This is a genomic window from Bariatricus massiliensis, assembly GCF_900086725.1.
Classification (GTDB): domain Bacteria; phylum Bacillota; class Clostridia; order Lachnospirales; family Lachnospiraceae; genus Allocoprococcus; species Allocoprococcus massiliensis.
The window spans coordinates 509,317-531,530 of record NZ_LT574838.1; the positions used below are offsets into that span (position 1 = coordinate 509,317).

Consider the following 22,214-nt stretch of genomic DNA (forward strand, 5'->3'; position numbering starts at 1 on the left):
TGCATGATTTTTATTTTTTATAACTTGACACATCCTTGCATGTGAGCATACACGCCGACTTTTCATTCCATGTAATCATAGAGCCGTCAATCAGCGTCCATAAATCAAAAATAGGATTATAGAACTCCATGCTGGTACTGCCTTTTTCCAGAACATTTCTCATTGGGCATATATCACACGGTGAGTTTCTATTCAAGGTCATCTCATAGCATTTACGTCCGATACACTCATGCTTTATCAAATCCTTCATTTTTTGATTCACATATTTCAACTCATAAGTGTCAGGATCGATTACATAGACCCACGAGTTTTGGTTATCCAGCATTTTCTCAAGATTAGTGAGCGCCTCCTGACTCTTCTGAGTGACCCTCCACTTCATTATAAAAACGGAAAGCATCTCAGATAAGAATCTCAACGTATCAATCTGTTCCTGTGTCCAAAGCCTCCGCCTTATGCAATCATCAAAACCAATAAATCCTTTGAATTGCTCTCCGTCCCTGATTGCGCACTGGAGAAGTGATTTGATATTCTGCTTTTCAAGCATCTCTCTGTGTGATCTTGGCAGTTCCGAGACATCGGGACAATAAAAAATATCTTTTTCTTTAAAATTGTCCTTGTAGTTGTCACCGTTGTTGATATACGGCATACTTTGAAGTTCACCTTTCTCTGCTTCGATTCCTTCTCCACACCATTCATATGTATTATTCACGTAGTCCCCGTCGGGGCTATCCTCGAAAATATAGACTCGGCTGACTTCAAACTGTTTTCCCACTGTCTCAAGAATAGAGTTGACCGCCTGATCAAAATCCGTTGTTCCGTATAATATATCAAAGGAGCAGCGTATCAAATCTGTTGTATCACACTCGTTTCTTTCATTGGATTCAATCCGGGTATTGGCGGCAAACATTTCTTCTTGATTGTCCTCCATGCTTGCCTTGTCATAAAATGCGTACTGGTTCTTGCCCAGTGATTTTGCCTGATACAGAGCCCGGTCGGCCAGCATGAATAATGACTTATAATCCACGCCGTCCTCAGGATACATCGCTATGCCGATACTGCAGGAGAATCCCTGAATCTGAAGATTCTCGTACATCATACGCTTGAAATCCTCGATAATGCGCTCTGCACGTACCGCTACATTTCTGCCATCCTGAACCTGACACATGTAGACCATAAATTCATCCCCGCCAATGCGTGCCACAGCATCACTTGAACGGAACATTCCCTTTATGATTCTGGCGAACTCCGTAAGGACCGCGTCCCCGAACATATGGCCATACCGATCATTGACCAGTTTGAAATCATCTACATCGATAATTAAGAGGGCCGAGTGCTCTGTCCTGTCTTCTTGTCTAAGGTACTCCTCAATCTTCCAGCGGGCCGCATTTTTATTCAGCAGTTTCGTCAAGCTGTCTGTTTCAGCCTTTTCCAAAAGTGCCTGAGTCTTTCTCTTGGCCTCATCGATATCAAGAATGACTCCGACGGATTTGATGGCTTTTCCCGATGTGTCAAACTGTGCCGTAGCCCGCACCCTGCACCACTTGTATGTCCCCTTATCGTCCGCCAGCCTGATTTCTGCCTCATCGTAGGGCGTCCCCGATGAAATCTCATTCATAAGCCTCATAAACTCTGGCATATCGTCGGGATAAATATGGGACGCTCTTGGTATTTCTACGCTGACTCGCTCACGAATCGGCTGATATCCGTACTTCTTCTCCCAATTAGAAGAGAACGTGAGTGTGTCCTTCAAAATATCCCACTCGAATATAATGTCATTTGTCTGATTCATGATAATCTGGTGCTTTTCAAGCGATAATCTCAGCTCCTCCTGCACCCTCTTACTGGAAGAAATGTCTGTCAGACTGCAGTATAAATACTCTTGCCCGTCTTCCTCCGTCACTACCTTGCTGCGGTCCAGAACCCAAATAATGTTTCCGTTTCTGGATATCAGCCGGTACTCGGCTTCTATGATATTTCCCTGATTCATCTGCCTCATGACGTCCGTGGCCAGTGCTTTGCGGTCCATAGGATGGACTAATTCAATAAAATGGTTATTGAATTTTTCTTCCAATTCTTCTTCTGTGTAATTGACCAGATGAAGAAATTCTCTGTTAATCTGGACAAGGGTGAACCACCGGTCAACACGGCATTTGTGCAGGCCGCCCACAATCCCGTTAAGGTCTTCGCGTTCTGCCTGCAGTCCGGCATTTTGTCCGCCTTCATATTCTCCTTTTCCCGGGGCCCAGACAATCATTACCTTGTGCTGATGAGGATACCCCACGTCAATACGCAACACAGTGACCCGCCAAGGGATATATTCTCCGTCGTAGCTGTCCCTTATCCGAAATGTCCACTGCTGTTTCGTCAAACCGTTTTTGAAAAAACTTTGCAGGCCCTCACCGAAGGCCAAGCGCATCCCCTCTTTATCCTCCGGATGAACCGACCTTTCCACGAACTGTTCAATCGCTACATCGAACTTTTCATCAAGATTGAAAAGCTGGAATCTTCCGTCCGGCATATAAATCAAATGAAAGATTCCCGTGTCCGCGTCCAATTCCATGATTCCCGCGTGAACATAGCGGAGCAGTGTAAAATATTTCATCTGGCCATATTCAAGGGTGCTCAGTTCTTCATCTCTGCTTTTTTTGCCTACCAGTTCCCCTGTATAGAAGTCCTTTTTAGGTGAGCGGCCGTCAGCATATTCCTGTGACAATTCCGCAAACTGCTCCTTCACATTCTTAAAACATTCCAGCAGTTTTGGGGAAAATTCACCACACTCGCCATTTAAAATCATAATATATGCCTGCTCCGGAGGAAGGGCTTTTTTATAGACCCGGTCCGATGTCAGTGCATCATATACATCCGCCAGCCCTACGACCTGCGCGCAGATGGGAATACTGTCCCCCTTAAGTCCTTCGGGATATCCCAGCCCATCCCAGCGTTCGTGGTGGTATCTGCAGATGTTATATACATATTTTTGATATTCTTTATCTTCCAGCCTGCCAAGCCCGGAGAGTATCTCACACCCCTTTTCCGAGTGCATCTTAATTATTTCAAACTCTTCTGCCGTAAGGGGGCCCGGCTTGTTGAGAATCGCATCAGGAACCGCTATCTTTCCGATATCGTGCATGGCAGAAGCGCTGACAATCATTTCGATTGTCTTCTCATCAAGACCGTACTCCTGATAGCTCCTGCTTACATCTTCCAGCAGAATTTTGGTGAACATCCTGATTCTCAAAATGTGCTGTCCAGATTCCACACTGCGGTACTCTATGACAGACGAAAGCGTGTCAATCATCACTTCATTAGACTTCAAAAGCTTGATTGACTGCTCTTCCACCAATTCTTCTAGATTTTGCTTGTATCGGTACAGCTCTATGATATTTTCCACTCTGCGTTTTACCACATATGGCTCAAAGGGCTTCCCGATAATATCGGAAGCCCCCAGATCAAACGCCTTTAATTCGCTGTCGGCTTCGTTATCCGCTGTGATGATGACAACTGGAAAATCAGAAAGCATTCCCTGCTTTCCCATTTCCTCCATCACTTGATATCCATCTTTGACCGGCATGATAATATCGAGCAGCACCGCCACAATATTCTCCCGGTAATTATTGGCAAGCATCAGTGCCTGCTCTCCATTCTCTGCCTCCAGAATACGGTATTCTTTCCTGAAAACTTCCCTGAGAATAATCCGGTTAATCTCCATATCATCTACAAGCAGCAGGATGTTTCTCTCTTTCATATCTTATGACTCCGTCCTTACTTTTTAGCTTTGTATAACGCTTCCAGAGCATCAACAGCCCCATCTATGCCCATGGCACTGACATTCAGAAGCATATCGTGGGACTCAATACTGCCCCAGTCTTTGCCTGTGTGCAGTTCATAATAATAGCGGCGCTCTCTATCTATCTTCTTAATACGTTCAGCCGCCTTGCGCTCCGTCAGTCCGTACTTTTCTACTATTCTCTTCACACGGTCTTCCTTAGATGCAGTGATAAATACATTGATAAGATTCGGCTCATCTGCCAGCAGGCTGTCAGCGCATCTTCCGACAATTACACAGGAGCTTCTCCCTGCAAGTCTCTTGATAATCTCCGACTGCACTTGGTAGAGCTGCTCGCTCAAAGGTTGTCCCATCTCAATATTTGTCATATAGTAAGAGCTATAATCTACTGGGGCCGACGCGTAGTATGCAAGGAACCGGCTCAATCCGGTCTCATCCACTTCCTCGGCCGCGTCGGGGCTGATTTTCATCTGTTCTGCCGCCATATTTACCAGATTCCGGTCATAGAGCGGAATATCAAGCCTTTCTGCCAGCTTATTGCCAATCTCATGGCCGCCGCTGCCAAACTGCCGTCCAATCGTTACGATAATATGATTCGTCATATGAATCAACTCCTCTCTTTAATTGAGAAAGACCTGTTTGCTTCTTATTTTCATTATAACTCTTTTATCGGACAATTTATATATATTTAAGGTTAAACATGAAATTTTTTCTCCATCTCCTCCCGGAATTCTCTCCCTTTAAAAATTATGAGAGCAGCCAGAAGTATTACTGAAAAACCAATGCATATCACAGTGGGCACAGCCACCTTCACCGCCCCCGTGAGCAGGAGGATAAAGGGGAGTATAATACTGTATCCCGCAGCCATTATGAAGTAAATCATATAGTCTTTCGCCAGACGGTAGAATATTCTTGATATAATCACCATGGATACTTGAATGATAACGCCGACTATGGGGAGTACAAAATCAACAGACCAGCCCCGCCAGCCGGTGGCCCCATCCCATATGAAGCAGCCTATCGTTATGATCAACAGCTGCCACATGGCATTTTTCAGGAGATTATGCCTTTTGTAGAAGCCCATGGCCAAAGCCAGCCACATACTAAGCACCCCGCCGCTTACCAGTAACGAGAGATGAATTGGCTCCGAAGCATTGAGATAGTCGACGGAAACGGCTGCCACCACCGCCACAATACAGAGGAAGGAGAATATCTTGAATACTCTGAGCCCCAGATTTGCCTCCTTGGCCTCATCCGGGAACTCCGGCTCCAGTCTTTTAACAGGAACTCCCAGCTCCTCTAGGATACGGAAGAAATTCCGTTTGATATTAGTGCTGTCGTACCGTGAAGTAAATCCCAGATATACCATATCCTCAAATGAGCACATGCAGAGCTCTACCTTCGGTGTACTAGTATATACGCCGAACCGCTGAATGTAGGGTACATATTCTTCCGGCATATGGATGATTCCCATGTTGGAAAAAATTGCCGTCACATCCTTCTCGGAGAACCTTGCCCCTGCCGAAATGCAGAGGTTCTTGAATTCCAGCGGTGTGAAACGTAAAATAGGATTCATTTCAAAACGAATATAATCGTTCATTGTCCTCGTCATATTTTCTTTTGTCAAGTCTCTTTGGAAGATTTCGGCAGTCTTGGCAACTACATCTTTCAAAGTATCTTCTTTGTCTCCGAACTTATATCCCGGCTCTATCCAGCTAAAAAAATTGAGCAGCGAATCTGAGGGGAAATATTTGCGGAGATTGACAGGCACCATAAGAACCACAGGTTTCTCTTCCTGTCTCTTCGTCATCTTCTCGTGAATTGCGCAGAGGAATATAGCCGTCAACAAGACTGTCATGGATACCCCATACTCTTTTGCTTTGGCAGAAAGCGCTTTCACAGGGATTTCCGCCTCCGTCACTTCAAGGCTTCCCATCTGCCCCCGTGAGCGGCGGATTTGATAGGCTTTCGGTTTCTTTTTCTTTTCTCCCTTTTTTCTTAGGAACTGCTCCGAATAATATTTGGAAAAACTGTCGTCCTCCTGATCATCCACCGTGATTGTTTCTTTTGACAAAACAACGTCCTTCAGTCCTTCTTTTTCGTGGACGAGCAGCAGATAATTTTTTACCAGCTCCCTCACGAACTCCGAGGCGCCGGTCCCGTCGGTCAACGCGTGGAATACTTCAAAGTTTATTCTTCTTTTGTAATAAGTGACTTCAAATAGAAGCTCTTTTTTATCTCTCACATAAAGCATGCTGCATGGCTCTCTGTATTCCCGGCGCACTATAGGCCGCAGAGAGCTTTTCTCCAAATAATGCCAGAACAATCCTTTTCTCATGACAGAGAGGAAGATAGGATATTTTTCCAGCGTTATGTCTAAAGCCTGCTGTAATTTTTCTTCAATGACTTCTTCCTTCAATTCACAGTAAAACCGGAAAACCCGGGTATCTCTTTTATTGCTGGCAGCTGAAAACAGCTTCGCCGCATTGTCCAGTTTTCTCCAGTATGCTCCTTTTGACTGCTGCACTGCTTATGCCCCCTTTAAGAACTGATTAATATACTCAAAACTCTCCTGCACATAGAAGCTCTTGATTCCCAATGCAAAGAATCCATGGAGAGCGTCCCGGATCCGGTGGACTTCCGCCCGGGTGCCTGCCTCCATGAGTCTCCGCCCGTATTCTTCCCCTTCGTCTCGCAGAGGATCGAACTCGGCGGTAATAATGAGCGTTTCCGGCTGTCCGGTCAAATCTTTTGCCAAGATCGGCGCAAAATAGGGATTCTTCTTATCTTCTTCATTTGCCGCATATAAGTCTATATAATCCTGCAGTTTGCCTCTCGTAAGAAGGTAGTCCGTCCCATTCTCTCTTACCGACGGATAAGGGGAATCTTCCGAGTAGTCACCGCTCACTGCGGGATAGATCAATATCTGTCGCTTCGGCATGAACTCTCCCCGCGCCTTCGCCATAAGCGATAACGCCGCCGTAAGGTTTCCCCCGGCGCTGTCGCCTATCACGGTAATATTTTCCGGTTCCACATCAAAAATAAAACGGTTCGTAAACATAGCTCTGGCTACAGCATAGCAATCTTCAAGCCCCACAGGGAACTTATGCTCCGGGGCAAGCCGGTACTCTACCGCCGCCACTACATTTCCCGTGGCACTGGCCATCCGCGCACATACCCTTTCATAATTGTCGACATGTTCAGTCACCCAGCCACCCCCATGAATGAAGAGCATCATTTTCCGGCCGCCTTCCAACTTTCCCTGATAAGATTCCTCATCGGGAAAAAATAGTCTTACCGGTATCTCGTGTTCCCCGTTATATATCTTCTCATCCATCGTTTTATAAAATATCTTCATCGGATCCAGTCTCTTCAAATCTGCCAGATTCCGGGACGCCTCCACATCAATTCCCCCAAAAGACAACGCTTTCAGAATCGCTCTTGTCGCCTTACTAATCGCCATACAATTTCCCCTTTCCAAATAAGCTGTTGTCTCATTATACTCTATAACACAGCATAATGCAAAGGGTGCAAATAATTGAAAAAACGTTGAAGGGGACAGGTCCCGATGAGTTGGGACCTGTCCCCTTCGTAGTTTACTCGTTATGGAGTAGTTTGTGTTCTTTCCCTTTCAGCAATCCTTGATACAGGTTTTGTATAATTGGGTTTTCATTTGAAAGTTTAATCTGTGCCATATTGTCAATCTTATACAGTCCTTCCAACCTGGCTTTTTTGGTCCTTGGCCCAATGGGAACGGGCTGTCCGCCGCCGGTAATGCAGCCGCGTTTGCAGGCCATGACCTCCACAAAATCGTAGTGTGCTTCGCCTGTTTTTATGCGCTCCATCAATTCTCCGGCAGTCTTCAGGCCATTGACAACGGCAATCTTCACTTCTCGTTCACCCACCAAGACGGTGGCTTCTTTCAGGCCGTCCACACCGCGCACTCCTGTGTAGCTGATTTCTTCCAGAACTTCCACATTGCTGCTGTTCATCAGCCTTCTCAGCACTGCTTCTGTCACACCGCCGGTGACGCCGAAGATAGCTCCTGCGCCGGAGGAAATCCCGAAGGGCATATCCAGAGCTTCCGGCTCGATAACGGCTAGATCGATTCCTGTCTCTTGAATCATTCTCGTTACTTCCGTCGTTGTGAGTACATAGTCCACATCCTGCTCACCCTCGGTCATATGCTCCGGCCGGAGAATTTCCGCCTTCTTAGCTGTACAAGGCATGATAGATACCACAACTGTTCTCCGCTTATCCGCCTCATTCATTCTTGCTTCCTCTTTGAGCAGCGCGCCAAACATCTGCTGTGGGGAACGGCAGGTGGAGATATGCCCGCGGAGTTCCGGAAAACGATTCTCACAGAATTTGACCCAGCCCGGACAGCAGGATGTAAACAGCGGCAGATTCTGCCCGCTCTCCAGACGCTCCAGAAGTTCCTTGGATTCTTCCATAACTGTCAAATCTGCTCCAAAGTTTGTATCATATATCTCATCAAAGCCCATCCTTCTAAGCGCGGCAACCAGTTTGCCCAGAGAGTTCTCCCCCTTTGGTATCCCGAATTTATCCCCGATGGCAACCCGGACAGCCGGCGCAATCTGCACCACGACCCTCGTGTTCGGATCTGCCACTTCTCTCCATACAGGGCTGACATTGTACTTAATCGTAATCGCACCGGTAGGACAGACAGAACGGCACTGCCCGCAGCCCACACAGTCCGTCTCCGCCATTCTCCGGTTAAATGCCGGAGTCACCTGCATCTTAGAACCACGGAACGCAAAATCCAGCACACCGATTCCCTGAATCTCCTCACAGGTACGGACACAGTCACCACATAAAATGCATTTGTTCGAATCCAGAACAATACAGTCTGAAGTCTCATCTATAGGCAGCTGCGGCTTCGTATTCTCAAAACGCACATAATTGATTCCAAGCTGTCTCGCCAGCTTCTGCAGAACGCAGACGCCATTTTCCCGGCAGGTCGTACAATCCCGGCAGTGGGAGGCCAGCAGCAATTCCAAAATCATCTTTCTGTGATGCTGCAGCCTAGGGGTATTTGTATAAATCACCATGCCGTCTCTAGGTGTCTCGGAGCAGGACGCGAACACCCTCCCCCGGTCATCCTCCACCACGCACATCCGGCACGCACCGTAGGTAGATAATTCTGAATGGTAGCAGAAAGTCGGGAGGTCGATCCCTGATTTCCGGATTACGGAAAGTACATTCTTCTCATCAGTAAATGCCACCCGTCTATTATTAATCGTCATATAACTCATAATCAGCTTACCTCCTACCCTTCTATATGAATCGCACCAAACGCACAGGCACTCTCACAGGCGCCGCACTTGATACATTTTTCCGTGTCAATTGTAAACGGCTCTTTAATCTTGCCGCTAATCGCTCCAACAGGGCAGTTCCTGGCACACTTCGAACAACCCTTACACCGCTCCGGACTAATAATAAATTTCCGGAATGCAGTACAAGTATGTGAAACACACTTCTTATCCACAACGTGCTCTACATACTCGTCCCGGAAAAGCTTCAGAGTACTCATGACCGGAAGAGCCGCGCTCTTGCCAAGCCCGCAGAGCGCAGTTTCCGTTATCGTCTGCGCCAGCTCATCCAGTATATCCAAGTCCTCCAGTGTACCGTTGCCTGCCACAATCCGCTCCAGAATTTCAAGCATCCGCTTCGTCCCCTCACGGCAGGGCACACATTTGCCGCAGCTCTCATTCTGCGTAAAATTCATAAAGAAACGCGCCACTTCCACCATACAGGTATTCGTGTCCATGACGACCAGACCGCCGGAGCCAATCATCGCTCCCATTTTCTTCAAAGAATCAAAATCCAGACTTATATCCAGATGGGGCGTGACCAGACAGCCGCCGGAAGGCCCTCCAATCTGCACGGCCTTGAATTCTCCGTCATCCTTGATGCCGCCTCCGATATCGTAAATAACCTCCCGGAGAGTCGTGCCCATGGGAACTTCGATGAGCCCTGTATTTTTCACGCTTCCCGTCAAGGCAAATGCCTTTGTCCCCGGACTCTTCTCCGGTCCGATGCTCTTATACCACTGTGCCCCTTCCGTGATAATCATAGGCACATTGGCAAATGTCTCCACATTATTCAGCACCGTAGGCTTTCCGAACAGTCCCTGCTCCACCGTACGAGGCGGCTTCACACGGGGCATTCCCCTGTTCCCTTCAATCGACGCCGTCAAGGCACTGCCTTCTCCGCACACAAACGCGCCTGCTCCCCGGTTAATGTGCAGTCGGAAGGAAAATCCCGAATCCATAATGTTATCTCCCAGAAGGCCACATTCTTCTGCCTGTGCGATTGCCGTACGCAGACGGCTGATAGCCAAAGGATATTCCGCGCGCACGTAAATATATCCCTCCTGCGCCCCAACAGCATAGGCAGCGATCATCATCCCTTCAATCATCTTGTGTGGGTCGCCTTCCATGATACTCCTGTCCATGAACGCCCCCGGGTCGCCCTCATCCCCGTTGCAGACAACATAGCGGGCCGTCTCCTTCTGCCTCGCCACCTGTGACCACTTGTATCCGGTAGTAAAGCCGCCGCCCCCTCGTCCCCGTAGATTGGAATCCATGATTTCCTGCACCACTTCCTCCGGTTTCATGGTAAACAATACCTTCTCCAACGCGGAGTATCCGCCTGTGGATATGTACTCATTAATATGTTCCGCATCAATATGTCCGCAGTTTTTAAGCACCAGACGAGTCTGCTTTTTATAAAACGGAATCTCATCCTGCTTCTGGTATTCTAGACCGTCCTGCTTATATAACAGATGACGGATAATGTCTCCCTTTACTATCGTGCGCTGGAATATGGCCTCACAGTCCTCCGGCTGTACCTTTGTATACAGTATTCCCTGAGGTTCTATTCTCATTAACGGCCCCATCTCACAGAAACCGTGGCATCCACTTTTTTTCACCTCAACAGGGCCGTGTGCCACTTCCGGCGCAAATTCAACTTCCACGTCGGGATTGTCTTTTACAAGTTCACACATCCTTTGATATATCTCACCGGAGCCTCCCGCAAGGCATCCAGTCCCTGCACAAATCAATATTCTACAGCGGCTGTTCTTGATTGCTTCCTTCGCTTCTTCCCGGACTCTGTCCAGCACCTGTGCATTCCTTATTCTCTCCATATTACGCACCTCTCAATTCCCGAATCAACTCCGCTGCAGCATCCGGCGTCATAGCCGGATATACCTTATCATTCACCGTAAGTACCGGTGCCAGACCACATGCTCCAAGACAGGATACTGTCTCCAAAGTAAAGAGCATATCGTCTGTTGTCACCTTAGCCTTCGAGAGTCCCAGCTCACTGTACAGCCGCTCAAGAATGGGGATGGACTTCCTGACATGACAAGCCGTTCCGTCACATACCTTTATTATGTACTTTCCTTTCGGCTCAAAAGAAAAATTCTCATAAAAGGTCGCAACACTGTAAGCCTTGGCCTCGCTAATTCCCAGCTTCCCGGCTACATAGCTTAAAAGTTCCGGCGGCAGATAACGGTATTCACTCTGAATATCCTGAATAATCGGAATCAATGCCGCCTGCTCGGTTCCGTGAGACCCAATAATTTCATCGGTCTTGTCGTAGTAACTCTGTTCCAGCATAAAGTACCTCCTTTGGCAGTTTGATATTGTTAAATTTTTGTCATTTTCCTTATTATATATGGTTTTTATGCACTTTTCAACTTTGTACTTAAATTTATACATTATTTTCAGTAAAAAAGCTGGAACGCGAAAGCATCACTCTCACATTCCAGCTCTTTAAACCTGATTTCTCTTTTTATTCGAACTCTTTGGCTACATCCTTGAGCCATCCGGTTATTTCCAAATGCTGCGGGCAGATTCTCTCACACTTCCGGCAGCTGATACAGTCAGATGCCTTGCCATTCTCCTCCGTCAGTTTAGCGTATTCACTTCCCGCCATATCATTCCCCTGCTTAGCCGCATTATACAAAGAAAAATATTCAGGAATAGCTATATGATTGGGGCATCCGTCCACACAATAGCGGCATCCCGTACACGGAATCGTAACTGAGCCGTTGATAATCTTGACAGCCTGTTCAACAATCGTAGACTCCTTCTCTGTAAGCGGTTTGAAATCCTGCATGAACTCCGTGTTATCCAATAGCTGCTCCATATTAGACATACCGCTCAGCACCATCCCCACATGCTCATGACTTGCTGCAAAACGGACCGCCCATGACGCCACCGACATCTCAGGGTTTTCCCCTTTGAACATCTTTTCCACCGTCTCCGGCACCTTGGCAAGAGTACCACCCTTGACCGGCTCCATCACAATCACCGGCTTATGATGACGGACAGCCGTCTCATAGCATTTGCCTGACTGAATACTCTCACTGTCCCAATCCAGATAATTTAACTGTAACTGGACAAACTCGGTCTCCGGATGAGCGCTCAGGATTTCCTCCAGCAGTTCTGCACTGTCATGGAAAGAAAAACCGATATGCTTGATTTTCCCCTCTGCCTGCTTCTTCTTCACAAATCCAAAGGCGTCAAATTCCTCTACCGTTTTATAATATTCAGCGTTCAGGCTATGCAGCAAATAATAATCAAAGTAACCCGCTCCGGTCTTCTCAAGCTGCTCGTTGAAAATCCGCTCCATATCTTCCGCCTTCTTCAAATGTGAGATAGGAAGCTTTGTGGCGACGGTGAAGCTTTCTCTTGGGTGACGTTCCACCACAGCGCTTTTCAGCACTCTTTCGCTGATAAAATTATGATACATATAGGCGGTATCAAAATATGTAAACCCACGCTCCATGAACGTATCTACCATTTGATTCACCTGCTCATAATCGATGCTTTTCTGATCTTCCCCGTCAAAAAGAGGCAATCTCATCATACCGAATCCCAACTTTTTTTCTCCAAACATCACATTTCCTCCTTCTATACTGCCTATACGAACTTCACGGCAGTCCCATACGCCATGACCTCAGCCGCTCCCGCCATGACCGCCGCGGACGCATACCTGATGTTCACAATGGCATCGGCCCCCATGCCTTCCGCCTCTTCCACCATACGCTTTGTCGCCAGCGCTCTGGCGTCATTCATCATCTCATTGTAAGCCTTCAGCTCTCCTCCCACCAAGGTCTTGAACCCCTGCGTGATGTCTCTGCCGACATTTTTGGACTGTATCGTACTTCCCTTTACCATCCCAAGCATCTCCAGATTTTTACCGGAAATATAATCAGTATTTACTAAGATCATCCTCTTCACCGCTCCTTATCTCTTTAATTCTTTGAATACATACTCCCACAATCACGCCGGCTAAAGCTAAGGGAATCACAATTCCCAGCACACACACTGCCGCGGACGGGCTGAGCTTCCACACCACCACGCCGAACACAGCATAATATGCAATCATAATAACCGTAACAATTATGGGGGCCGCCATTTTCCTGCCATTTTTTTTCATGATTTTTACCTCTATCTTAAATTCTATCACACACATGGGAAAAAATATACTATTCTTTTCTCTCAGACTATTGTAAAATAAATATTGTTAGGAGATGATGATTATGTTGACTTCCGAAGATAAAACATTGATAGGCTCAGCCTTTCCTTTTTGGGAAAAACTGAGCCATATAGAAAAAGAGGAGTTTCTCCACCACGCTTCGCTGAATACTTACGCAAAGAACTCGCCCATTCACAATGCGGACTTGGAGTGTATCGGAATCCTTTATGTCAAAAAGGGCTCGCTGCGGGTATATATGATGTCCGAAGATGGACGGGAAATCACTTTATACCGCATAGGCAGCGGAGAAATCTGTGCGCTGTCCGCCTCCTGTGTCCTCAATTCCATTACCTTCGACGTATACGTGGATGCCGTAAGTGACTGTGAGCTGATCCAGATATGCTCCTCCTACTTTTCCAAATTGATGGAGCAGAATGTATACGTCGAAGTATTTACCTACAAATTGATCGCCGAACATTTTTCTGAGGTCATGTGGACGATGCAGCAAATTCTTTTCATGAGCTTTGACCGCCGTCTGGCAATTTTTCTTCTGGATGAATCCGCTTCGTCCAAAAAAAGTGAACTGAAGATGACACACGAAGAGATTGCCCGTCTGATGGGCAGCGCCCGGGAGGTCGTCACAAGGATGCTGAAATACTTTTCATCCGAAGGCTGGGTGGAGCTTGGCCGCGGCAGTGTAAAGATTGTGGACCGCAGTGCCTTGAGCGGCCTGATATAGCTTTACTGCAGATCACCCAGTCCGCCCATGACAGCCGCCATGACTTTAATCTCATCGACCCATGACTGTATATGCTGGTGTTCGTTGGGCGCATGGATTCCCGCCGTCTCGCTGGAACATCCAAAGGTTGCCACCGGAATATTCTGCTCCTTGCAGAAAACAGGCATCGGCGTTGTCCCGGTCATCATATTATGTACAACCGGTTCTTCGAACATTTCTGTCAGGACATTTTTTACAATCCCAAAGAAGGGAGAATCCTGACTGGTGCTGTAAGCCGGCATGACAGACAGCTTTTCAACCTCTACGTCCGAAAATCCGTGTCTGTCAAGATGCGCTCTCAACAATTCGAAAATCCGGTCCGGTTCCTGCCCCGGGACGAGACGGAAGTCCATCTTGGCGTCCGCGCGGCAGGGGACAATCGCTTTCTGTCCCTTCTCCGTATATCCGGAAGACATGCCGCAGATGTTGGCGGTCGGGGTAAAATAATATTTTTTCAGCATTTCTTCACCGGTGAGCCCGTTGATGAACCGGTCAACCCCAAACAGGTTTTTAACGTCTTCTTCTTTCAAGTTATCGTTTTTCAGATTTGCCAGTACATCTTCCCCCGGCTCTTTCACACCGTCATAGAACCCTTCAATCAAAATATGGTCATTTTCATCTTTGATTGTCGCCAAGGCCCGCAGAAGCCTCCATGCCGCGTTTTCCAAAATAGGGGCAAAACGGGAATGTCCGTCATTATCCGCTGTTTTCACATGGAATTCTACATACAGCATCCCCTTGCTTCCAAGCGCGATTTCCGGCGCACCCCCCACTTCTTTTGTGCCCGTTTCCCAGTTAAAACCGTCGCACGTTAAAAGGTCAGGGTGTTCTTTGGCAAAAGATTCCAAATGGGGACTTCCCACTTCTTCCTCCCCTTCTACAAAGAATTTCACACCGCACGGCAGGCTTTTGTACACCTTCTGCCACGCGTCTACCGCACAAAGCTTTGCCGCCAGCCCGTTCTTGTTGTCCGCGCATCCTCGTCCATACATCACACCGTCACGGATGACCGCTCCGTAGGGATCGTCCTCCCAAAGCGCATGGTCTCCCTCCGGCTGTACGTCATAATGATCGTAAAATCCAAATGTATGCTCATTCTCACCTTTCATTTCTGCATAAATGATCGGGTTCCCGTCATTTTCAAACAATACCGGCTGTGCTCCCAGCGATTTCAACGAATCTTCCACCAACTGAATCATCTCCGGGATTCCATGCCCGTTTGCCGCAATGCTGGGCTGGCGGACAAACTCCTGAAATTTACTGATATATTCCTGTTGATGTTCCTCAATATATTCAAAAACTTTTTTCACTCTGTCATTCATTTTCCATAACTCCTTTTAAAGCAGGCAGAATGCCCCCGGTCCAAGTGGAAGGTCAATCAGCATCCAAATTGCCAGCATAAGAATCCATGCCACTAATGTTGCGAGAGCGTACGGCATCATACATGACATCAACGTACCGAATCCACTCTTCTTATCGTATTTCTTTAATGTCGCAAGCATAAACGCAAGGAATGGGAAAGCCGGAGAAATGATATTCGTACTTCCGTCACCAATCCTGTATGCAAGCTGTGTAAGCTCCGGAGTAATGTTGAGCTGCATCAGCATCGGCACAAATACCGGCGCGAAAATTGCCCATTTTGCAGATGCTGAACACATTAAAACATTACACAGACAGCAGATTAAGATAAAGAGAACAATCAGCATAATCGGAGGCATATTCAGCGTTTTCAAGAAAGATGCCCCTCTAAGGGCGATAATCCTGCCCATATTGCTTGAGCCAAAATAATCAATAAACTGTGCCGCAAAAAACATGGTTACCATAAAGTTGGAGATGGAAGACATTCCCTTTGTCAGTGCGTTCACAACGTCATTACTGTTTTTAAAGACTCCTGAAAGGCGTCCGTAGACGATGGACGGCACTGCAAGCATGATTGCGATGAGCGGAACGACCGCCTGCATTAACGTAGAGCCTGCGATCAAATCACCTGTCTCCGGATTTCTCATAACAGAATTTTTTGGAATACAGATAATGACAAGGGCGGCAATCATCAGCAGAAGGACAATATTGGCAACCTTAAACGCGTGCTTCATCTGTGGTGTGATTTCTTTCTCCTCCAGCGGGTCGCTTCCGTCGCCGTCCGCCGGATTGTATACTCCAAGCCTCGGGGATACCATTTTCTTATCCACTAATGTTACAACAATAATCGTCACTATACAAGACGCCACCATAAAGTACATATTGGAAACCTGTGATACCGCGTAACCTGCGTCCACTGTGGATACGCTCGCCTGTGTCAGTCCGGTGAGGACAACATCTGTGTTCGCAATGATAACGTGGGATACGATACCCGCCGATACACCTGCAAATGACATGGCGATTCCCGCAACCGGATGCCGTTTCTGCGCTTTATAGATCATGGCCGCAAGCGGGACTAATACCAAAAATCCCAAGTTATCGGCAATGGAAGTCATAAGCCCGATAAAGATAATAAACGGCGTCACCAGCTTGGCCGGTGCCTTTCCAACACTTGTCCTGATCAGTGTTTCAATGTAACCGGATTCCTGTGAAAGCCCGATTCCAAATATAACTACGATAGTAGGCCCTATAATAGGGAAGTTAATAAAATTGGGAATCGCATTGTTGAGCATATAACGGATACCGTCTGCGCTCAGCAGATTAAATACTGTAAATGTTGTCATCTCCGTCTCGCCGGTGGCCGCGTTCAGCACCTCACCGGTGGCGTTCCATCCCATCAGGCTGCCAAGGCATGACAAAACAACAACGATGACTGCCAGGCCCAAAAAGATAATAGTCGGCGCCGGCAATTTGTTTCCGGCAGCTTCGATCGCGTCAAGCACCCGGAACATCAATGACTTTTTCGTGGTTTCTTTTGTAGCTTTTTGCATAACTCCTCATCTCCTTATCCTTTTATCTCTTCTTTTGAGAAATTCATACTATTCAAAGTGCGCCCGCACTTATAATAGTCCGTTTGATTTACTGCGGAAGCCATAGTAAGAAGGCTCTCCGCGATTGGCACCGCAATGTCCGCGGCCCTTGCCATGGAGACAAGCAATGCCGTCCCATATGGCGCGTCTTCCGAAATATAGCGGTGCTGCATGGAGGAAGGCCCTTTCAGGGATTTGAACAACCGCAGTCCCTCCGGCGTGTCTTCCTGCATCAGTGTGCGCATCAATACTTCGCAGCTCTCACTATTGTAAAGCTCGAGTCCATAAGCGGAAAGTACTGCATTCCGCTCCCGCTCCAGCAGACGGAAAACAGAGATTACGGTTTCTGAGAGCCCATCCTCAAACAGGGCAAACTCTTCTTTTTTCCGCTCTATGTCCGCCACATTTAAAAGTGTCCCCGCAAGATGTGTGATTAAATTAGGGGAATTCAACACGGCTTCTATTACATTTTTGGCAGGTTCTGCCTTTAAAAGTCCCTCAAAACATTCCACGGCTTTCCTTGTGTCAGCTGCCGGATAAGCAGCTATTTTTTGAACTGCGGCAGGGAGGGCCACCACCACACAGCCCGGCTTAGTTATCCGGCATGCCCACAAATTCCCAGAAGTTTCCGCCGAAATAATTGTCGGCTTCTTATCTTGATATCCTTTCTGTTCGTAAAAAGCATCTAGTATCCTTCTCAAACACACTGCACCCAAATTTCCCGGGGTGAACAGTACCGCCTGTCCATCCTTTAGGACCGGTGCAATCAGGCTGGAAATCTCATTTTGTCTTTTACCCGATACGCATACGATGATATATTCTGCCCCTTTTACCGAATCGCAAATGTCTGTCGTCATTCTATGTACCGGCACAGGTTCTGTAATCCCGAATGCCCCTTCACTTAAAATACCATGTTCTTCTATAAGCTTAAAATCTTCGAATTCTTCTTTCGCGTCACATAAAGTGACCGTTAATCCTTGCATTTCATACCATGCTGCCGTAGCCAGCCCGGTGGCCCCGCAGCCGATAATTGTTACGTTCTTCTTTGTCATTACTGTTTCTGCCTTTCTTCAAAGGTCATAAGCGGAAATATGTTTCTCTTTTCAAACAGCTGCCTGCATAATTCCCTGTCGCTGTCAACCATAGCATAGAGGGACGTATGTCCCATTAAATCAATGGATTTATCTGCGTTTTCCGCAAGAACTCCCTGATTATTGGCGAGCCTGACGCCTTTAAGCGCTAGGTCAGCCGCTTCCAGCGCGACCCCTGTGCCGGAAGAAATCCGCATTGCGCATGCCAGTTTTGCACCGTCACAGACCACTCCAAAGATGTTGGGAATCGTCATCTGAATCGCCGTCTCTGCCATCTCAAGACTGCCGCCTTGAAGAAAGACGCTTCCCGCCGCTACGCCCAGTGAGGCAGCCACCTCGCAGGAACACATGGCCGGTGATTTTCCCAGTCTTGAAATAACGGAAATTGCCGTCAGATAACTGAACGCACTCGCTCTGACCAGTTCACTCTCAGGAAGCTTTAAGTCTTCCGACAGAGCAGCCAGAGGCATAGACGCAGCAATTCCTACGTTTCCCTTATTGCCGCAAGTCATCGCCGGATAGTTGACACCCGACATTCTCGCTTCGCATCCAGCCGCCGCATATGCCTTCGCTTTTTGCTTTGTATTTCCTTCCGCAGTCTCATACAGCACGGCCCCGATTCCCGCCCCTAATCTGCGATTGATGGTTTCCATGGCCAAAGTCTTGTTTTTCAATGCGGCTTCTGCCATCAATGCAAGGTCTTCCTCTTCTGCCGTCTTTGCGAACTCGTAGAAATCCGCTATCCCATATTTTAAAATGGGAGCCGATGCCGTCTGCGCGGAAGGGTCCGCCTCGTGTTCCTCCAGCGCCACTCCGTCTCTTTCTTTCAGCACCAGCCCGTCGCTTCGTTCCATCACAACGGCTCTTCCTGTCCCGATATCTGTCTCGATGGCAACATCCAAAAAAAATCCCAAGGCTTTCCTGTCCCACTGGGGAATCATTTCCACCAGTTCCGCTACCTCACGTGCTTTTACTTCCATCTCAGGATCAACATCTTTTAATACTTCCAGTCCCTGCTTAGGGTCCCCGCAAAGTGCGCCCAGCGCTACGGCCATCTCTGCCCCTAACATTTCGGAGCCGGGAAATGCCACGTCATCGATCTTGCAGCCAAATCCCCAGTCAACTTTCGCTGTGATTTTTTTGATTTTCCCGCCCCTTACTGCATCATACGCCTCCGCAGCCCCATAACAGATTCCGATAGGCCCTGTACAGCCAAGCGCCGGCTTCACCTCCTTATGCAGGATTGAAAGCAGTTCCTGATACGTTTCTTTTTCCATATCCTATATTCCTCCATCTTTTTATGACATTCATTCTTTAAATGCGCCGTTCTCCCGCACAAATTGAAAATACTTTTTCATTTGGTTATAGGCGCGCTCGGAATCGTGTTCTTTGATCGCGTCGATAATCTCCCTGTGCATACTGTTGGAATTCCCTGCCAGCAAAAACATTGCGTCTTTACTTTCAATATTGGCGGCAATCACTTCCCGGAGTGCATTGAGCAGCTCCATCAGAACCACATTCCCGCTTGCTTTCGCAATCTCGGCATGAAACTCGATATCTCTCTTTTGCATAAACTCTGCCGTGATCCCGGGTTCTTTCATCTGCCATTCCAAACGTTCTAAATTTTGTATGACATTTTCATCCGCATATTCCGCCGCAAGCCGGATAGTCCCAAGTTCCAAAATTTCGCGGAGCTGTATCAAATCTTTTATTTTTCCAAATTCCATATCGATCAGTATATTGAGCGGGTCAACAAGACATTCATTTACATGTTCGGAGACGAAGGTGCCTTCATTTGTCCGTGTCACCAGCTTTTTAGCCACCAGAGCCGTCATGCTCTCCCGAATCGTAGAGCGGCCCACCGCAAACCGTTCGGCAAGTTCCATCTCCGTGGGAAGCTTATCCCCCGGATTGAGTTGTCCGGTAATCATGCTTTCTAATTCCCTGAGAACGTTATCCACAAGTTTTATTTTTTGAGCCATTTATCCTCACCCCCTTTTCATCGGAACGGTTCTCTTACAGCGGAATGACCCGTCCTTCCTTCATAACAAAATCACAGTCTCTGATTGCTTCCATGTCAGTTATCATATCTCTGTGCCATGCCGCAATATCCGCGGTTTTTCCAGCTGCGATCACTCCAATATCGTTTCTGTTGCAGATCTCTGCATTGACACTGGTGGCGGCCCGGAGTGTCTCAAGGGCGCTCACGCCGCTTTTCCTCCACGCTGTAAATTCTACCCAATGTTCATAATTATGGAATTTGTCAATTAAATCCGTCCCATATCCCTTTTTCAAGTTGGACTCGAGAATCAACGCTCTTGTCTCCTTCAGCTGTGCGCCGTACAGCAGAGATTTTCTCCTGCGCTGGGGGCTCATATATTCCAGTCCCTCTTCATTCGGGTGCACGACATCTTCCATTGGCCAATAGGTCGTCACAAGCTTCGTCCCGGCATCTTCCATCATCTTAATGGTCTCACGGTCAATCAAAGAGCCGTGTTCAATACATTCTATCCCGAATTTCACCAGCTTCTGCACAAGCCGGGGACCGTATGCGTGGGCCGTGACCGGACAATGCAGCGCTTTCGCCGTCTGGAAAATTGCCTGCAGCTCCTCGTCGTCAAGTTGAATGTCATGAGGACCGTCATGGGGCGTCGCAAATCCTCCGGTGGCCATGATTTTTATGAAATCTGCCCCATATTTCACTTCTTTTCTTACTCTCATCTTGAAGAAGTCCGCGCCGTTGCCGATATAAACGTCCGCGTTCTCCATCGCTTCTGAGAGATAAGGCGTATTTCTGTAAATAGATGAGAAGTCTGCGTGGCTTCCTGTTGTGCCAAGGCCATGGGGAGCGACAATCAGTCTGGAAGCGTCAAACTGCCCTGTGTTGATAGAGTTTTTCAGAGCGAGAGAGCCATACCCGTTCAGCGTCACCCCTACAAGGCGGAGTGTCGTGAATCCTCTTTTTAACGACTCCTCTGCATTGTAAAGCATGTTCAAAAGGATTTCCTCGTCGGACATCATCGGAACACTTGGAAATGCACAAATCTCTCTGTGCTCAATGTGGGAATGTGCGTCGATAAGCCCCGGTGTGACGGTAAGATGTGAAAGGTCGATGACTTCTGCCCCGTCAGGTGCCGCAAAGTCTCTCCCTACATCGATAATCTTGTCATCCTCCACAAGAATATTTACATTCTCCTTTAACTCAAGTTCCACACCGTCAAATAACTTTCCACATTTCAAAAAATACTTGCTCATGGGATTCCTCCTTTTACTTTTTTCTTTCATCGGACATCTATTCTTCATTATCATACAATGAATCTATTATGTATTACCATGGAAGTCAAGTGTTTTTCTGTGAAAAACAAAAAAATCCCCGGAGCTTCTGCTCCGGGGCGTTACATCTTCTTTATTGGTATATGTGGCTGCGCTCTAAATATGTTTCCATTGACTCATACGCTTTTGCTGGGTCATGCTTTTTAAGCGCATCTATGAGTTCTCCGTGAGACTCCAGCATGTCCGGAAGCACTTCCAGAACTCCATACGGATCTTCGGAATGCTGTACCATCACTTTTCTTACTGCATTTAAAAGTTCTACCAGCAGCTGGTTTCCCGTGGCTTCCACAATCTTATTGTGAAACTGTATATCAATATTCTGAAGTTTCAAGCCGTCTGCTCCCGGCTCGTGCATCTGCCAATTCAACTTTTCCAGCTCCTTGAGTTCCTCGTCTGTAATCCTCTCCGCCGCAATTCTTATACATCCTAACTCGAGCAGCTTTCTCATCTCCACCAGATTTTCAAGATTGCCAATCTCCATATTCACGAGAAGGCTTAAAGGCTCGATCAGGCATCTGTTCACTTCTACTGAGACAAATGTCCCCTCATTTCTCCGGACGATAATCCCCTTAGCTGTCAAGGCTTTCATACTTTCCCGAACCGTAGACCTTCCAACTCCAAACCGCTCCGCCAATTCCATTTCCGGCGGTATCTTGTCCCCCGGCCTGAATTTTTCTATAATCATTTTTTCCAGTTCTTCTGTTATGCTGTCTGACAATCTCTGTTTCTTTTTTGTTTCTTCCACTTGTTTCTCCCCACTATCT

The 22,214-nt window shown here is 47.4% G+C and carries 18 protein-coding genes; 1 reads left to right on the top strand and 17 read right to left on the bottom strand.

Annotated features, from left to right (window positions below; genetic code table 11):
- Positions 1-10 precede the first annotated feature (10 nt).
- The 10 genes from BN6465_RS13980 to BN6465_RS14025 form a co-directional block, all read right to left on the bottom strand.
- Positions 11-3,745, bottom strand: a complete 3,735-nt coding sequence (locus BN6465_RS13980; protein WP_066736353.1) for a diguanylate cyclase domain-containing protein — start codon at positions 3,743-3,745, stop codon at positions 11-13.
- 17 nt (positions 3,746-3,762) lie between these two features.
- Complete coding sequence (locus BN6465_RS13985) at positions 3,763-4,389, bottom strand: cytidylate kinase-like family protein (RefSeq protein WP_066736355.1); 627 nt, start codon at positions 4,387-4,389, stop codon at positions 3,763-3,765.
- A 92-nt stretch (positions 4,390-4,481) separates the two neighbouring features.
- A complete protein-coding gene (locus tag BN6465_RS13990) occupies positions 4,482-6,314 on the bottom strand; it encodes a DUF6320 domain-containing protein (protein WP_066736357.1) in 1,833 nt (610 codons plus the stop codon).
- Positions 6,315-6,317: 3 nt separating this feature from the next.
- Positions 6,318-7,250 (bottom strand): alpha/beta hydrolase, encoded by a 933-nt coding sequence (locus BN6465_RS13995; RefSeq protein WP_066736359.1) that lies wholly within the window; start codon positions 7,248-7,250, stop codon positions 6,318-6,320.
- Between the two features lie 133 nt (positions 7,251-7,383).
- Entirely contained in the window at positions 7,384-9,063 is a 1,680-nt protein-coding gene (locus BN6465_RS14000) for a [FeFe] hydrogenase, group A (protein ID WP_066736361.1), read from the bottom strand.
- 14 nt (positions 9,064-9,077) lie between these two features.
- Positions 9,078-10,958: an NADH-quinone oxidoreductase subunit NuoF gene (locus BN6465_RS14005; protein ID WP_066736363.1), complete on the bottom strand. Its 1,881-nt coding sequence runs from the start codon at positions 10,956-10,958 to the stop codon at positions 9,078-9,080.
- A gap of 1 nt (position 10,959) precedes the next feature.
- Positions 10,960-11,433 carry a complex I 24 kDa subunit family protein gene (locus BN6465_RS14010; protein WP_066736366.1) on the bottom strand — a complete coding sequence of 158 codons (474 nt, stop codon included), beginning with the start codon at positions 11,431-11,433 and terminating at the stop codon, positions 10,960-10,962.
- Positions 11,434-11,608: 175 nt separating this feature from the next.
- Positions 11,609-12,718 carry an aldo/keto reductase gene (locus BN6465_RS14015; RefSeq protein WP_066736367.1) on the bottom strand — a complete coding sequence of 370 codons (1,110 nt, stop codon included), beginning with the start codon at positions 12,716-12,718 and terminating at the stop codon, positions 11,609-11,611.
- A gap of 23 nt (positions 12,719-12,741) precedes the next feature.
- The gene (locus BN6465_RS14020) at positions 12,742-13,053 is read right to left on the bottom strand and encodes a YbjQ family protein (RefSeq protein WP_066736371.1); all 312 of its coding nucleotides are present in this window, start codon (positions 13,051-13,053) and stop codon (positions 12,742-12,744) included.
- Positions 13,034-13,261, bottom strand: a complete 228-nt coding sequence (locus BN6465_RS14025) for a hypothetical protein (RefSeq protein ID WP_066736373.1) — start codon at positions 13,259-13,261, stop codon at positions 13,034-13,036. Before BN6465_RS14025 ends, BN6465_RS14020 begins: the two co-directional genes overlap by 20 nt.
- Positions 13,262-13,364: 103 nt before the next feature.
- On the opposite strand from BN6465_RS14025, the gene BN6465_RS14030 reads away from it, so the two are divergent.
- On the top strand, positions 13,365-14,039 hold the full coding sequence (locus tag BN6465_RS14030) for a Crp/Fnr family transcriptional regulator (RefSeq protein ID WP_066736374.1): 675 nt from the start codon (positions 13,365-13,367) through the stop codon (positions 14,037-14,039).
- A 2-nt stretch (positions 14,040-14,041) separates the two neighbouring features.
- Here the strand turns inward: BN6465_RS14030 and BN6465_RS14035 are convergent, their stop codons facing one another.
- From BN6465_RS14035 to BN6465_RS14065, 7 genes are all read right to left on the bottom strand, one after another.
- Entirely contained in the window at positions 14,042-15,400 is a 1,359-nt protein-coding gene (locus tag BN6465_RS14035) for a M20/M25/M40 family metallo-hydrolase (RefSeq protein WP_066736375.1), read from the bottom strand.
- Positions 15,401-15,415: 15 nt separating this feature from the next.
- Entirely contained in the window at positions 15,416-16,987 is a 1,572-nt protein-coding gene (locus BN6465_RS14040; RefSeq protein WP_066736377.1) for an AbgT family transporter, read from the bottom strand.
- Between the two features lie 14 nt (positions 16,988-17,001).
- Positions 17,002-18,078: an NAD/NADP octopine/nopaline dehydrogenase family protein gene (locus BN6465_RS14045; protein WP_066736380.1), complete on the bottom strand. Its 1,077-nt coding sequence runs from the start codon at positions 18,076-18,078 to the stop codon at positions 17,002-17,004.
- The gene (locus BN6465_RS14050; protein ID WP_066736382.1) at positions 18,078-19,394 is read right to left on the bottom strand and encodes an L-serine ammonia-lyase, iron-sulfur-dependent, subunit alpha; all 1,317 of its coding nucleotides are present in this window, start codon (positions 19,392-19,394) and stop codon (positions 18,078-18,080) included. Before BN6465_RS14050 ends, BN6465_RS14045 begins: the two co-directional genes overlap by 1 nt.
- Before the next feature lie 30 nt (positions 19,395-19,424).
- Positions 19,425-20,099: a FadR/GntR family transcriptional regulator gene (locus BN6465_RS14055; protein WP_066736388.1), complete on the bottom strand. Its 675-nt coding sequence runs from the start codon at positions 20,097-20,099 to the stop codon at positions 19,425-19,427.
- Between the two features lie 34 nt (positions 20,100-20,133).
- Positions 20,134-21,372 carry an amidohydrolase family protein gene (locus tag BN6465_RS14060; protein ID WP_066736390.1) on the bottom strand — a complete coding sequence of 413 codons (1,239 nt, stop codon included), beginning with the start codon at positions 21,370-21,372 and terminating at the stop codon, positions 20,134-20,136.
- 151 nt (positions 21,373-21,523) lie between these two features.
- A complete protein-coding gene (locus BN6465_RS14065) occupies positions 21,524-22,195 on the bottom strand; it encodes a FadR/GntR family transcriptional regulator (protein ID WP_066736392.1) in 672 nt (223 codons plus the stop codon).
- Between the last annotated feature and the right edge of the window lie 19 nt (positions 22,196-22,214).

Coding starts and splice junctions, on each gene's coding strand:
- BN6465_RS13980 (WP_066736353.1), bottom strand. CDS start 3,745: ATGAAAGAGAGAAACATCCTGCTGCTTGTAGATGATATGGAGATTAAC.
- BN6465_RS14055 (WP_066736388.1), bottom strand. CDS start 20,099: ATGGCTCAAAAAATAAAACTTGTGGATAACGTTCTCAGGGAATTAGAA.
- BN6465_RS14025 (WP_066736373.1), bottom strand. CDS start 13,261: ATGAAAAAAAATGGCAGGAAAATGGCGGCCCCCATAATTGTTACGGTT.
- BN6465_RS14005 (WP_066736363.1), bottom strand. CDS start 10,958: ATGGAGAGAATAAGGAATGCACAGGTGCTGGACAGAGTCCGGGAAGAA.
- BN6465_RS14020 (WP_066736371.1), bottom strand. CDS start 13,053: ATGATCTTAGTAAATACTGATTATATTTCCGGTAAAAATCTGGAGATG.
- BN6465_RS14010 (WP_066736366.1), bottom strand. CDS start 11,433: ATGCTGGAACAGAGTTACTACGACAAGACCGATGAAATTATTGGGTCT.
- BN6465_RS14040 (WP_066736377.1), bottom strand. CDS start 16,987: ATGCAAAAAGCTACAAAAGAAACCACGAAAAAGTCATTGATGTTCCGG.
- BN6465_RS14060 (WP_066736390.1), bottom strand. CDS start 21,372: ATGAGCAAGTATTTTTTGAAATGTGGAAAGTTATTTGACGGTGTGGAA.
- BN6465_RS14035 (WP_066736375.1), bottom strand. CDS start 15,400: ATGAATGACAGAGTGAAAAAAGTTTTTGAATATATTGAGGAACATCAA.
- BN6465_RS13985 (WP_066736355.1), bottom strand. CDS start 4,389: ATGACGAATCATATTATCGTAACGATTGGACGGCAGTTTGGCAGCGGC.
- BN6465_RS14000 (WP_066736361.1), bottom strand. CDS start 9,063: ATGAGTTATATGACGATTAATAATAGACGGGTGGCATTTACTGATGAG.
- BN6465_RS14030 (WP_066736374.1), top strand. CDS start 13,365: ATGTTGACTTCCGAAGATAAAACATTGATAGGCTCAGCCTTTCCTTTT.
- BN6465_RS13995 (WP_066736359.1), bottom strand. CDS start 7,250: ATGGCGATTAGTAAGGCGACAAGAGCGATTCTGAAAGCGTTGTCTTTT.
- BN6465_RS14050 (WP_066736382.1), bottom strand. CDS start 19,394: ATGGAAAAAGAAACGTATCAGGAACTGCTTTCAATCCTGCATAAGGAG.
- BN6465_RS14045 (WP_066736380.1), bottom strand. CDS start 18,078: ATGACAAAGAAGAACGTAACAATTATCGGCTGCGGGGCCACCGGGCTG.
- BN6465_RS14015 (WP_066736367.1), bottom strand. CDS start 12,718: ATGTTTGGAGAAAAAAAGTTGGGATTCGGTATGATGAGATTGCCTCTT.